General features: G+C 64.4%; 14 protein-coding genes. 6 read left to right on the top strand and 8 right to left on the bottom strand.

Translation table 11 applies throughout. The annotated features are described in order from the left end of the window. Positions 1 to 85 precede the first annotated feature (85 nt). The gene (locus EDD25_RS01950; protein ID WP_422386755.1) at positions 86 to 1162 is read right to left on the bottom strand and encodes an IS30 family transposase; all 1077 of its coding nucleotides are present in this window, start codon (positions 1160 to 1162) and stop codon (positions 86 to 88) included. A gap of 184 nt (positions 1163 to 1346) precedes the next feature. Here EDD25_RS01950 and EDD25_RS01945 point away from each other — a divergent pair, with 184 nt between their 5' ends. Together EDD25_RS01945 and EDD25_RS01940 are read left to right on the top strand one after the other, a co-directional pair. Next, positions 1347 to 1649, top strand: coding sequence for a DUF427 domain-containing protein (locus tag EDD25_RS01945; protein WP_134171799.1), 303 nt, complete (start codon positions 1347 to 1349; stop codon positions 1647 to 1649). 101 nt (positions 1650 to 1750) lie between these two features. Continuing rightward, positions 1751 to 3007, top strand: coding sequence for a bifunctional alpha/beta hydrolase/OsmC family protein (locus EDD25_RS01940; protein ID WP_243834546.1), 1257 nt, complete (start codon positions 1751 to 1753; stop codon positions 3005 to 3007). Between the two features lie 48 nt (positions 3008 to 3055). Here EDD25_RS01940 and EDD25_RS01935 read toward each other — a convergent pair whose 3' ends face one another. The 3 genes from EDD25_RS01935 to EDD25_RS01925 form a co-directional block, all read right to left on the bottom strand. Beyond that, entirely contained in the window at positions 3056 to 4018 is a 963-nt protein-coding gene (locus EDD25_RS01935; protein ID WP_198418811.1) for a 1-phosphofructokinase family hexose kinase, read from the bottom strand. Positions 4019 to 4175: 157 nt separating this feature from the next. Continuing rightward, positions 4176 to 4652 carry a YkvA family protein gene (locus tag EDD25_RS01930; protein WP_134171798.1) on the bottom strand — a complete coding sequence of 159 codons (477 nt, stop codon included), beginning with the start codon at positions 4650 to 4652 and terminating at the stop codon, positions 4176 to 4178. Positions 4653 to 4927: 275 nt separating this feature from the next. Then, positions 4928 to 5227 carry a helix-turn-helix transcriptional regulator gene (locus tag EDD25_RS01925; RefSeq protein WP_134171797.1) on the bottom strand — a complete coding sequence of 100 codons (300 nt, stop codon included), beginning with the start codon at positions 5225 to 5227 and terminating at the stop codon, positions 4928 to 4930. Between the two features lie 136 nt (positions 5228 to 5363). On the opposite strand from EDD25_RS01925, the gene EDD25_RS01920 reads away from it, so the two are divergent. Together EDD25_RS01920 and EDD25_RS01915 are read left to right on the top strand one after the other, a co-directional pair. Continuing rightward, positions 5364 to 6308, top strand: a complete 945-nt coding sequence (locus EDD25_RS01920; protein WP_134171796.1) for a sodium-dependent bicarbonate transport family permease — start codon at positions 5364 to 5366, stop codon at positions 6306 to 6308. Positions 6309 to 6313: 5 nt separating this feature from the next. After that, positions 6314 to 6616, top strand: coding sequence for a P-II family nitrogen regulator (locus tag EDD25_RS01915; RefSeq protein ID WP_134171795.1), 303 nt, complete (start codon positions 6314 to 6316; stop codon positions 6614 to 6616). Between the two features lie 113 nt (positions 6617 to 6729). Here EDD25_RS01915 and EDD25_RS01910 read toward each other — a convergent pair whose 3' ends face one another. Continuing rightward, a complete protein-coding gene (locus EDD25_RS01910) occupies positions 6730 to 7194 on the bottom strand; it encodes an SRPBCC family protein (protein ID WP_277871662.1) in 465 nt (154 codons plus the stop codon). Positions 7195 to 7403: 209 nt separating this feature from the next. Next, a complete protein-coding gene (locus EDD25_RS01905; RefSeq protein ID WP_134171793.1) occupies positions 7404 to 7679 on the bottom strand; it encodes a hypothetical protein in 276 nt (91 codons plus the stop codon). 190 nt (positions 7680 to 7869) lie between these two features. Between EDD25_RS01905 and EDD25_RS01900 the strand changes: the two genes are divergently transcribed. Together EDD25_RS01900 and EDD25_RS01895 are read left to right on the top strand one after the other, a co-directional pair. Continuing rightward, on the top strand, positions 7870 to 8574 hold the full coding sequence (locus tag EDD25_RS01900; RefSeq protein ID WP_134171792.1) for a response regulator transcription factor: 705 nt from the start codon (positions 7870 to 7872) through the stop codon (positions 8572 to 8574). A 34-nt stretch (positions 8575 to 8608) separates the two neighbouring features. Beyond that, a complete protein-coding gene (locus EDD25_RS01895; RefSeq protein WP_166671166.1) occupies positions 8609 to 9964 on the top strand; it encodes a sensor histidine kinase in 1356 nt (451 codons plus the stop codon). 52 nt (positions 9965 to 10016) lie between these two features. Here the strand turns inward: EDD25_RS01895 and EDD25_RS01890 are convergent, their stop codons facing one another. Together EDD25_RS01890 and EDD25_RS01885 are read right to left on the bottom strand one after the other, a co-directional pair. Continuing rightward, entirely contained in the window at positions 10017 to 11609 is a 1593-nt protein-coding gene (locus tag EDD25_RS01890) for an ABC transporter permease (protein WP_134171790.1), read from the bottom strand. Further along, the gene (locus tag EDD25_RS01885) at positions 11606 to 12514 is read right to left on the bottom strand and encodes an ABC transporter ATP-binding protein (protein ID WP_134171789.1); all 909 of its coding nucleotides are present in this window, start codon (positions 12512 to 12514) and stop codon (positions 11606 to 11608) included. Before EDD25_RS01885 ends, EDD25_RS01890 begins: the two co-directional genes overlap by 4 nt. Between the last annotated feature and the right edge of the window lie 60 nt (positions 12515 to 12574).

The raw sequence follows: 12574 nt of genomic DNA, 5'->3' as shown, positions 1-12574 counted from the left end.
GAGCGGATGATCCCTTAGCTCGCCGCGTGCGCCATCGCCATCAAGCCAGTCGTTGGCCCAGGCTTTATAGTCGGACCCCCGGGTTTTAGTCTGAAGTGCAACAGGGTGTGGTTTCCTTCGATGATAGTTCTTGGAAGATTTCGGCGGGGGTTGCCCAGCCAAGGATTTTGCGTGGCCGGTTGTTGATCTCGGTGACGAATTCGTCGAATTCTGTTTGGGTGAGGTCGGTGAAGCTGGTGCCTTTGGGCAGGTAGCGGCGGATGCGACCGTTGAAGTGCTCGTTCGTGCCGCGTTGCCAGGCCGAGTACGGGTCAGCGAAATAGGTCGGGATCGCGAGGGTGTCGGCGAGTCGGTAGTGGTAGGCGAATTCGCTGCCGTTATCGGCAGTGACCGACTTGACCGCGTGGGCGGGCATCGTGGTGAACATGGCCTGTTGGGCCTCAAGGGTGGCCCTTGCGGTGATCGCGGGGATCTTCACCGCGGCCAGATATCGGGAGGTGCGCTCCACGCTGGTGTGCAGGCCACCGGTGCCACCGGCCCCAAGGACACTGTCGGCCTCCCAATGCCCGAACTGGGCCCGATCCTCGATCACGGTGGGGCGGTCATGGATCGAGGTGCGCCATTTGATGCGCTCGGAATGCACCCGCCCGCCCGCTCGCTTCCTGCGTTTGCGTTGCCCGCGGGGCAGATACTGCCAGAGCTGACGGTGCTGCTGCGGCTTCGAGTAGATCCACGCATAGATCGTTTCGGCGCTGGCCCGCATGCGCGCATCGTCGGGGAACTCGATCGGGAGTCGCCCCGCGATTTCCTGCGGGGTCCACCCCTTCAGCAGGTGCTTGATCACCCAGTCCACCAGCCGGTCGTAGCTCATCCGGTATGGACGGTGAGACTCGGCCGCGCGCTCCTGAGCCATCAATTGCGCCTGTCCGGCGAGATAGAGACGTTCATGTGGGCCAGGCGTATCAAGCCTGTTGCGCAGGTACGGGCGCAGATTCGCGTGATCGTGCTCGGGCTGCCAAGAACCCCGCCTCACCTCCCGGGTGATCGTGGACCGGTGCACCCCGAGAGCGCGAGCAATCTGCGCCTTGGTCTTGCCCCGATCACCAAGCCTGGCAATCTCGCCCCGGTCATCCATCGTCAAATGTCGGTATTGTTCGCTCAAGGAAGCGCAACCCCTCTCGGTGTGATCTGAATAACCACAACCTATGAGGTGTTGCGCTTCCGTTTAGAACTCGGGGGAGTTCTTCACGGGGTGTCTCCTGTGTATCCTGTATCGCAGAACTGCTTTGAGGATCGCGCGTAGATTCAGGTGAACGAACGATTTCACCCACGAAAGGGCCACCGCCATGAAGGCAGTATTGAACGGCACCGTTCTCGCGGAGGCAGCGCGGGACGAGCTGATCAAGATCGAAGGCAACTGGTATTTCCCGCCCCAAAGCGTCAACGCCGTACTGCTTGTCACCAGCCCAACGCCGTATACCTGCGCGTGGAAAGGCGACTGCCAGTATTTCAGCGTCACAGACGGCGCCAACATTCTGCAGGACGGAGCCTTCAGCTATCCCGAGCCGTATCCCGCGTCGCTGGAGCGGGTGGGCCGGGATTTCAGCAAATACGTCGCATTCTCGCGAGATTTTCAGATCACCGAGTAACGCCTGGCTGCGTTCTGGCTCAGTCCGGCCCGGGAAGGATGTGCTTGCCCGGCTCATGAGAATCAGGATGAGATTTGGCATATTCACGGAAGCGAGAGGACATGAGCATGCGGAGCGAGAGATTGGAATTCCCAGGGTCAGAGGGGGTGCTGCTGGCAGCCCGGCTCGATCTTCCGCATGAAGCGCCCCGGGCGTATGCGTTGTTCGCGCACTGCTTCACCTGCAGCAAAGACGTCATGGCGGCCGCCCGGATCTCCCGTGCCCTGACGGACTTTGGGATCGCGGTGCTGAGGTTTGACTTCACGGGTCTGGGCCAGTCGGGCGGTGATTTTGCCAACACCAACTTCTCGTCCAACATTGACGATCTTGTGCACGCGTCGGATTTCCTCCGTGAACACTTCACGGCGCCGTCGCTTCTGATCGGGCATTCCCTCGGAGGCGCGGCCGTGCTTGCCGCCGTGCACCGTGTACCGGAGGTGCGGGCCGTCGCAACAATCGGAGCGCCGGCTGATCCGGATCACCTGGCGCATCTGCTGCGAGCCAGCCGCGCCGAGATCGAAGAGTGCGGTGTAGCCGAGGTGCAGCTCGCCGGGAGGACCTTCCGCATCAAACGGCAGTTCCTCGACGACATCGCTGCCCAGCCCCAACTTGAACGAATCAGCCACTTGGGCGTAGCCCTGCTGGTCATGCATTCACCCATCGACGCCATCGTCGACGCGGACAACGCGCGCCGTATCTATGAGGCCGCGCGGCACCCGAAGTCTTTCATTGCACTGGATGGTGCGGATCACCTCCTGACGAAGCCGGCGGATGCTTTTTTCGCTGCGGCCATGCTCGCCACGTGGGCCAGCCGCTATGCCTTATCCCCGCTCCCGGACGCGCTGCCGGTGACGACGCCAGCTGACCCGACCGAAGGACTCGTGGTGGTCTCCGAAAGCGAGGCCGACGGCTACGCCCAGAATGTGCTGATCGGCCGCCATCGCCTCACCGCCGATGAACCCGAACCTGTCGGCACGAACACGGGCCCGTCCCCGTACGATTTCCTGCTGGCCGGGCTGGGGGCCTGCACATCGATGACGCTGCGAATGTATGCTCGGCGCAAGAACTGGCCGCTGGAGAAAGTCACCGTGTCGCTACGGCACTCACGGATCCACGCGTCGGACTGCGCAGGTTGCGAGACCGGGAGCGGGCAGGTGGACCGGATCGAACGGGTCATTCAGCTGGAGGGGGACCTGGACGACAGTCAACGCCACAAACTTCGGGAAATCGCCGATAAGTGTCCCGTGCACCGAACCCTGCATTCGGAGGTCCAGGTTGACACGACCGTCTCCGCCGCCGTGGAGATGATCTCGCCCTGACCCCGGTGTCGGACTGACCGTCCGAGCCACAGTTGTACCGACGCGCTCTCAGCCCGCCGAGGCCGTGAGCTCAGCCTCCAGGCGTTCGACATCGTCCCGGTGGCAGAGCTCGGTCGCCGGTGTCATGGCCGTCGCGGTTCCGGCGGCAACGGCGGCACGGAAGGCCGTCGCCGCATCGTGCCCTTGCGCGAGCCGGAGCACGAAGGCGCCGAGGAAGCTGTCGCCCGCCCCGACGGTGCTCTGTACCCGCACTTGTGGCACCTGCAGGCGCATGACTCCGGCCTCCGAGGCGAGCACGGCTCCCGCGCCGCCCAGGGTCAAGGCAACGAATTCGGTTGAGCCCCGAGCGACGAGGGAAGAGGCAGCCTCGACCTGACTCTGGTCGCTGTCGAGAGTCGTCCCCAGAAACTCTCCCAGCTCGCGCCGGCTGGGTTTGATCAGGAACACCCCTTCGGCGAGAGCCTCGGCGAGAGCCGGACCGGAGGCATCCACAATGCATCGCGCATCGTGTTCGCGCGTCAGGCGGGCAACGCGGGCATAGAAGTCTTCAGGAACCCCCGGCGGCAGGCTGCCGCTGGCGACCACATACCCGCCCTTGGGGATCGACTCCGCGACGAGCGCCAGGCAGGAACGCCACTCGAGCTCATCCAGTTCGGGGCCCTGCAGTACGAAACGGAACTGTTTGCCTGTTGCCGTCTCGTCGACAGTGATGTCCTGGCGCGTGCTCCCGGCTATCGGCACCACCAGGGTCGGGATGTGTTCGGCCTCAATGAGTCGGCGATAGGCCTCACCCGTCGGCCCACCCGCGGAATAGATTGCCAGGGCTTGCCCGCCGAGCCGCTGCACCACTCGGGACACGTTCATTCCTCCGCCGCCGGGGTCGAGGCGAGACGGGCCGCAACGCAGTTTGTGTCCGCTGACCACGCGATCTGTCGAGGTGCTCACGTCGAGGGCCGGGTTCACCGTCAGCGTGAGAATCTGCCGCATCGTCGCTGTCCTCAAGCCGTCCATGGACCCAGCGTAGGCGCACTCCGCCGCCATCGACCGTGTCAGGACCATTTTGGCGCGGCCGATCGCGACCAGCCTTCCGCCGCGATTCGCCACCGGGTCAGGATCCGGCGGGGAGTTCCTCACGACGTACTCGTGGGCATCCACTGCCGGGCGGTGATCAGCGACCGGGTGAGGACGACGGCAGACCGGCCAGGCGCAGGACGGCAGCCAGGCCGGCCGGGGTTCCGGGCCAGTGTCGCCTGACAGCATCGCTTCCCGCACGCCTGGTCGCGAACCGGAGGGCGATCGCGACCACTAGCGCATCATCCGCAAAACCCAGCACGGGGACGAAATCCGGGATGAGATCGATCGGGGAGATCAGATACACCAGAAGCACGCCCAACCAGATCCGCACGCCCACCGGCACCGTCGGGTCGGAGGCGAGGCGCTTCAGCAGCCTCACCACGTCGGGTGCGAGGCGCAGAATGTCTGTGAGCGACGCACGGCCCGGATGTTTGCGTTGCTCGAGCCAGAGAACGAGAACCAGCACCAGCCAGACCAGGACCAGACCGGCAATGACGCTCAGGGCAACCTGCCACCATTCCGACGTCTCTCCAAGAACCGCACCAGCGTCAAGAACGGGGGACGTCGTCATGATCCAATTCTCCTCGACAAGTTCGGGCGCTCGAGACCCGCGGCCGCGAACATATAGTGTCGCACTCGGAACGTGACCGACCGCCTTCACTGAGTCGGCCCCGTGACATTCGCGTCATTGTCATGGCCGGCCGCGGATCTCATTCACCGCCGTGATGTGAGCACAGATCCAGTCAGTGTAGATCCTGTGAGCGCAGATCGGTTGAACTCGGTGGAGCGTCGTGGGTAGGCGGGCGGAGCTCCACTGTGTGCGAAGGTCACGCACGACATCTCGGTCTACGAGTTCGGTGCCTGAACCCGTTGATCGGTTCCGAGGGTCTCGAGTAGCTCACCAATGTGGTGGTGGTCTTCCAACGGGTGCCGAAGGGGGAGCTCGGGGTGGAGCTGATAGTGATTACGCCGTCCCTCGCGGCGGCGGGTGAGATACCCGTCGGTGACAAGTTCGGCGATGATGCGCTGGGCGGCGCGTTCTGTGATGCCCACGGCTACGGCGATGTCCCGCAACCGCATTCCGGGATCCGTGGAAACGCACAGCAGAACGTGTGCGTGATTAGTGAGGAAAGTCCAGTCGGCCACCCTCACAGCATAGGCGACACACGTTCTGCAATATACGCTATTGTTATCGTGTATTGTACAGCGTATGTGACGGTGACTGGTTCCTCCTGGGCCTCTCCGGTGGAATGCGGACAGAAACGAACCAGAGAGTCACCGCGTGATCGATCCCATCATCCTTTTCTTCTTACTCGGAGGCGTCGCAGGCCTGCTGCGTTCGGAATTGCGGCTACCCGCGGCGGTGTACGAGTTCGTGAGTATCGTGCTGCTGCTCAGCATCGGCCTCAAGGGCGGCGTCGAACTCGCCAAGCAACCCTTTTCCATCCTGTTGCCGCACATGGTGGCGGTGGTGGCCATGGGCTTTCTCCTCACCCTGATTGCCTTCCCCGTGCTGCGCTATCTGGGCCGCTTCAAGCGCGCGGATGCGGCTTCAATCGCGGCCCACTACGGTTCGGTAAGCGTGGGTACCTTTGCCGTGGCTATCGCCTACCTCAGCAGTCGGCAGATCGCATTCGAAGATCACATGCCGCTGCTTCTGGTCATGCTGGAGATACCGGCCATTCTCGTGGGAATTGTGCTCGCGCGGGGCCTCTCACGAGAGACGCACTGGAGGTCGGTGGCCCACGAGGTGTTCCTGGGTAAGGGCATCGTTCTGCTCCTGGGCGGACTGCTCATCGGCTGGGCAGTAGGACCGAACGGGTTGAAGCCGATCGAGCCCCTGTTCTTCGATCTCTTTAAGGGTTTCCTCGCCCTTTTCCTGCTGGAGATGGGGCTGATCACGGCGAAACAAGTGGGCAGCCTGCGCCGGTATGGACCATTTCTGGTCGCCTTTGGCATTGGGATGCCGCTCTTTTCCGCGCTGGTGGGGACCGGGGTGGGGTTAGCACTTGGCCTCTCCATTGGCGGAACGACCATCCTCGCGACGCTGGCGGCGAGTGCTTCCTATATCGCGGTGCCGGCGGCCATGCGCATTTCTGTGCCCGAAGCCAACCCCACTCTGTCGCTGGCTGCCGCGCTCGGGATTACGTTCCCGTTCAATGTGTTGCTCGGCATCCCGATCTACCACGCGCTCGCCGTGTGGGCCCATGCGTTCGCGAGAGGATGAGACCCATGCACAGCCACACCCGTACGTTGTTGACCGTCGTCACCGAAGCAGTACTCGAGGGCACCCTCGCTCGAGATCTTGACCGGTTGAACGCCCACGGCTACACCATCACCGACGCCCGCGGCAGGGGGAGCCGCGGCGTTCGTGATGCCGGGTGGGAGGCGAGCGGCAACATTCGCATCGAGGTGGTCTGCGACAAAGCGACGGCCGACGCGATCGCTGCCCACCTGCAGGAGCACTATTATGACGACTACGCCATGATCCTGTTCATGAGCGACGTCGCCGTGCTGCGACGGGAGAAGTTTTAGGCGTCGATCGGCCTGCGGAAGAGCCTATTTCTGGTTCTGACGCCCTGCCGAGCCCACGGTGAGCCCTTGAGGGGAATGATGTGTCCTCCGCCGTTTCGTGGATTCCCTCCCGGCTACGGACGCGTTGATATGTACGTCGCCAGCTTGTCGAGGGCTATGTTCCAGCCCAGTGCTCCGGGGGAATCGGCAGGGATACCGGCGTGGGTCATGATCATTCGGGTCCGGTCGCCGAGGTCGTCGAGTTCGACGGTGATTTCGTTGGTGGCGGGGTGATCGGCGGGCATACCCATGTCGACCGGGTCGAGAATGTTGCCGTGCTCATCGGACATGGACTCGGTGTAGACGAGGCGTTCGTTCTCGACGATGTCGCGGTACTCGCCCGTGAACCACATCTTCATGGTTCCGTTCGGGGTCTGCTTCTCCATGCAGACCAGTCGCGTGCCGCCGACTCGAGGGGATTCCTTGGCCACTGCGCCGGATGAGGTCGGTGTCGACGTACGTGGCTGAGGGGATCGCCGTCGAGGGGAGAGGCCCGGGTAGCTACCCGGGTATAGGACTCGAGCGGGCGCCCAGACCATCATGAGAGCTGAGAACAGCCGGGACTTGTCCCCGAGGGATTGCCGGTATGTCGCCCATCAGGGTCCAGTCCGCCGGCGACTGCCGTGTGAATCTTCCCGGTTTTCGTGTTTCGCACAGCAGGATCGGGCACGGACTCTCTCTCTGCCACAGGGAGACCGCGTGGCCATGGCCGTTCGCACGGAGCGGCCGGCCACGGCCACTCTGGGTGTTACTTCTCGTCGGCTCCACCTTCATGGTTGACGTCGACGCCATCGGGGTCAGCGTGGCCACCGTCGTTGCCATCCTCCGGCGTGGTCGCCTCGGTACCCGGAGTCTCATCTTCTGACTCGGAATCGGGCGCTTCCGGGGTGCCGGGTGTTGCGGTGTCGGTTACCGCAGTACCGGAGGTGGGCACCGCGGGCGTTGCGGCCAGGGCCGCACCACTACCGATGCCGGTCAGGGCAAGAACGATGACTCCGGCGGCGGCGAGCTTCTTCTGGTTCATGGTGTTCTCCTTGAGGTTCGGTTGACTGGAACGATCATGACTCTCGCAGTTCCCGGTAAGAGGCCGATAAGTGCGGCTGGCAGCAAGCTGAGCCTTGTGGCGAGCGAGGCTTAGCGTCTCCTTATCTAATGATGGGATGCTGAATGTGTCGATCGCGCGCATCCCGGTTTCGTCGGGGGAAGGACAGCACATGAAAGTACTTCTCGTCGAAGACGAAGCCGCCATGGTCGACGCGTTACAGCGCGGACTGACAGCAGAGGGGTTTGTGACGGAAGCCGCAATGAACGGCGTTGACGGCCTCTGGATGGCAGGAGAGAACGATTTCGACGTCATCATCCTCGACATCATGCTCCCGGGGCTATCCGGCTACGAAGTGTGTCGGAGGTTGCGTGCGGGCGGTTCGACGGTACCGATCCTGATGTTGACGGCGAAGGACGGCGAATACGACGAAGCGGATGCCCTGGACCTTGGCGCCGACGACTTCTTGTCCAAACCGTTCTCTTTTGTCGTCTTACTCGCTCGCCTCCGAGCGCTCTTGCGGCGAGCGCCCAGTGATCGCGAGCCCGTGCTCACGGCGGGCAGCATCCGGCTGGACCCGGCGGCCCGACGCTGCTGGTCCGGAGAAGAGGAGGTCACGCTCACGGCCCGCGAATTCTCACTCGCAGAGTTCATGATGCGCCGAAAAGGTCAGGTGGTGAGCCGCAACACGATCGCTGAGCACGTGTGGGATTCGGAACTGGATATCGACTCGAACGTGATAGAGGTTTATATCGGGTATCTGCGTCGAAAACTCGGCGACAGCCGCACAAGGGGCCTCATCGAAACGGTCCGCGGGATCGGGTACCGACTCATGGACACGGCCGAGGAGAGCTCCAATGCCACCCAATCGGCCTGACGCGAGGCGGTGGTATTCAGGGATCCGATTTCGGGTGACCCTCACCGCATCCTCGGTTGTGGCGCTCATGCTGTTGGCCAGTGGCATCACTCTTGTGGTGCTCCTTCAGCAGTCCCTCATCGCCAGCCTCGACGCTGCCGCCACGGACCGGGCACAGACGGTTGCGTCGCTTGTGGCTGGAGGCGACCTGGGTCCTACCGTGACGAACACGGGTTCCGAGAGCTCGTTGGTGCAGGTTGTCGACTCCTCGAATTCGGTTGTTGCGGCGACCAGCAGTATTGATGGGCAGGAGCCGATTCTGGCCCAGCCGCCCTCCGGGGGAGTGACCACGGTGCTTAGCCTGGACCGGATGCCGGCGGGCGACGGTCCCTTTCGAGTGGTTGCAGCGCCGGTGCGGCTGCCGACCGGGAGCGGCTGGGTCTATGTGGCCACGTCGACTCTTCAGGTCGATGCGGCCGTGGGGAACCTGGCCGCCCTCTTCGGTGTTGGACTCCCCTTGGTCCTCCTCATCGTCGTGTGGGCGCTGTGGCGTGCGGTAGGCCAGGTCATTCGTCCGGTCGATGCCATTCGCCGCAGGGCTTCGAGCATTGGTGGGGAAGACCTGTCCCAGCGCGTGCCCGTGCCCGAGCGCTCCGATGAGATCGCGAGCCTTGCGGTGACGATGAACGAAATGCTTGAGCGGCTGGAAGGGGCCGCGCTTCGCCAGCGTCAATTTGTGGGCGACGCATCGCACGAACTTCGCAGCCCACTGGCAGCGCTTCAGGTGCAGGTGGAGGTCGCGCTCGCTCACCCGGAAGACCCGGGTTCGGCTCTCATCCTGGAAGACGTTCACGGCCAGGTCGTCAGGATGTCAGCGTTGATCGCTGACTTGCTCTTTCTGGCGCGCAGCGCGGAGGGCGCGCCGAGGAGGGCGACGAGTCTTGTCGATCTTGACGATCTTGTCTTGTCGGAAATGCAACGCCTGCGCGAGTTGGGCGGCCGCGCCGTTGAACTTGACGGAGTTCGTGCGGCCCGGGTGGAGGGCTCCGAGCGGGATCTGGCCCGGCTGCTGCGCAACCTCGGCGACAACGCCCGTGACCACGCCCGCTCACTCGTCTCAATTCGGCTGACAACTACCGAGAAGTGGGCCGAGTTCTCGGTCACGGATGATGGCGACGGCATCCGGGCGGAGGACCGCGACAGGGTCTTCGAGCGTTTCACCCGCCTGGATGACGCTCGCAGTCGCACGGTTCGCGGCGGTGGCGCCGGGGTGGGTTTGTCCATTGTGAGGCAGATCGTGCGGGACCATCACGGCACCATCACCATTGAAGACCGGCCTGACGGTCAGGCTGGCGCGGTATTTCTCGTCCGGCTTCCGCTCGCGCTCAACGGTGGTCCATTCCACTCCTGACCCGATGGCAGTGGGAGGGCGCGCCGGCGATGGGCCTCCGGGAGTTGACGATTCAGCGGGCGAGGTCGCGGCGGCGGAAGCCCGCGAAGCCGATCGCACCGAGCACCAGGGTGACGACGGTGATCCACACGAGTCCGCTCAGGTCCAAGTCGACGGAGGACACGAGCGGGATGTGCCAGAACGGACTGATCGCGAGCGCCCCATCGGGAAGCTTGAACGTGGGTCCGAGGAGGGTGAGCACGAAGGAAGCGAGCACACCGAACCAGGCGGCCAGCGTCACCTGAGGGCGGGCGCCGACCACGGCGACCGCGAGGGCGATCACGGTCCACACGGCTGGGACGGTCGCGAGCGCCTGCAGGAACGCGCTGCCGTAGTCAATACCGATGTCGGCATTCGAGGCGAGCGCCGCGATGATCGCGCCCGCGATCAGCACGTAGGCGGTTGGGGCGGCGAACGCCACCAGAACATTGCTGCCGAAGTAGCGGGAGCGGCGGATTCCGGCCGCGATGACGGGCTCGACTCGATCATCCATCTCCTCGGCCCTCGCCTTGAGCACGCTTTGCACACCCGGGATCGTGGCGATGATGCCCACGAGGCTGAGTATGGTGACCAGGAACACCGAAACCAGCGTGTCGGAGCTGGCGCCTCCAGAGGCGAGCATTTGTGTGACGCCGCTGTCCGCGCCGAGCAGGTCGGTGATGGAGGAGGTGAAGTACCCGAACATGACTCCCAGGGCGAGGAAAGCGATCGTCCAGGTCAGCACGGGTCCGCCGTGGATGCGCAGTGCCAGCCGCAGTGGAGAGCGGATGCGGCCCCGAGCGGGACCCTGGCGGGGCGCTATCGCCCCCTGTCCGAAGTCGCGACGAGCCTGCAGCGCGAATGCGATCGCCAGGAGTACGAGCGTGAACACGACCGCGAACAGCAGCGGCCACCAGTTGTTTTCGGTCGCCGGGCGCGTCTGGGTCATCCAACCGAGCGGGTTGGCCCAGACCGCCCACTCCGGTGCGCTGATCGAGATGAGGAAACCGCGGAGGAGGAACAACACACCCAGGGTGCCGACCGCGAGGGAGTTCGCGGTACGCAGGTCGGATCCGATCTGTGCCGTGACGGCCGCGATGGCGGCAAACATCCACCCGGTGGCCGCAAACGTGCCGCCGAGGAGCAGCGACGAATCCCACGCGCCGCCGCACAGGGCGGTGGCGACACCGGCGACGATGCCGAGCAGCAAGGAGCCGATCAGAGCCATGCCGACGCCGGCGAGGAGTCGGCTGGAGCGTCCGAGAACACCGGATGCCAGCAGCTCGGCCTGCCCGGAATCCTCCTGCCCGCGAGTGGCGCGGGTCACCGTGAAGATCGCCCCGAGAGCGACGAGGAAGCCGCCGAGGGCGAGGCTGCGCCAGGCGGTGAAGCCGTCGGCGGTGCTGAGGTCGTAGGCGGGACCGAAGATGAGTCCCAGCGCGGGGTTGGCGCCGATCGCGGTGGCCAGCCCGGCTCGGTCCTGCTGGGAGGGGAAGACCCACGGGTATACCAGTACCGAAGACGTCGCCAGCACCGTCACGATCAGGATCCACGGCGCGAAGGAGCGCCCGTCATGGTGCAGGGTTGTGCGCAGCAGTGGCGCTGTTCCCGCGAGAGCGGTGCTCATCGCTCGGCTCCGGCGGCGGCATCCGTCTCATACAGGCGCAGAAACAGGCTCTCCAGCGATGGGGGCTCGACGGTGAGCGCGCTGATGCCGTAGGGGGCGAGAGCCGTCATCGCATCGCCGATGCGGGAGGAATCAATCGAGGCGCTGAGCCGGGAGCTGTCGAGGTGCACGTCGCCGAGAGGCGTCAACAGTTCGAGCGCCGGCGGATGATCGAGGGTCGCGTGCACGGAGGTACGGGTGTGGCCGCGGAGTTCGGCGAGGCTGCCGTTCTTCACGATGCGTCCGTCGCGGATGATGCTCAACCGGTCGGCGAGGATCTCCACCTCGGCCAGGATGTGGCTACTGAGCAGCACGGTGGCCCCGCGCTGCTTCGCCTCGCCGATGACCTCCTGGAACACGTTCTCCATCAGCGGGTCCAGGCCGCTCGTGGGCTCGTCCAGGATCAGCAGCTCCACGTCAGACGAGAGCGCGGCGACGATCGCCACCTTCTGCCGGTTGCCCTTGGAATACTGCCGGCCACGCTTGGTCGGATCCAGCTCGAACCGTTCGATCAGCTCGGCGCGCCGTCGTTCATTGAGGCCTCCGCGCAGCGAACCGAGCAGGTCGATCGCCTCGCCGCCGGTCATGCCCGGCCACAGCGAGACTTCGCCGGGGACATAGGCGAGACGGCGGTGCAGGCTCACGACGTCACGCCACGGATCCTCGCCGAGCAGGCGCACCAAGCCGCCATCCGCCCTCAGCAGACCCAGCAGCACGCGGATGGTCGTCGATTTGCCAGCACCATTCGGTCCGAGGAAGCCGTGCACCTGGCCTTGCTCGACGTGCAGATCAAGGCCCTTGAGTGCCTGGAACCTTCCATAGGACTTGGTGAGTTCTTCGACCTCGATCACCGCGCTCGCGCTCATCGGTCAACCCTTCATTCGTGCAGCCTGCGGTCACAGTATCGTCAATTCTACAGACGAGGA

The sequence above is a fragment of the Cryobacterium psychrophilum genome (genome assembly GCF_004365915.1).
Taxonomy (GTDB): Bacteria; Actinomycetota; Actinomycetes; order Actinomycetales; family Microbacteriaceae; genus Cryobacterium; species Cryobacterium psychrophilum.
This window is presented reverse-complemented; position numbering and strand designations above follow the sequence as displayed.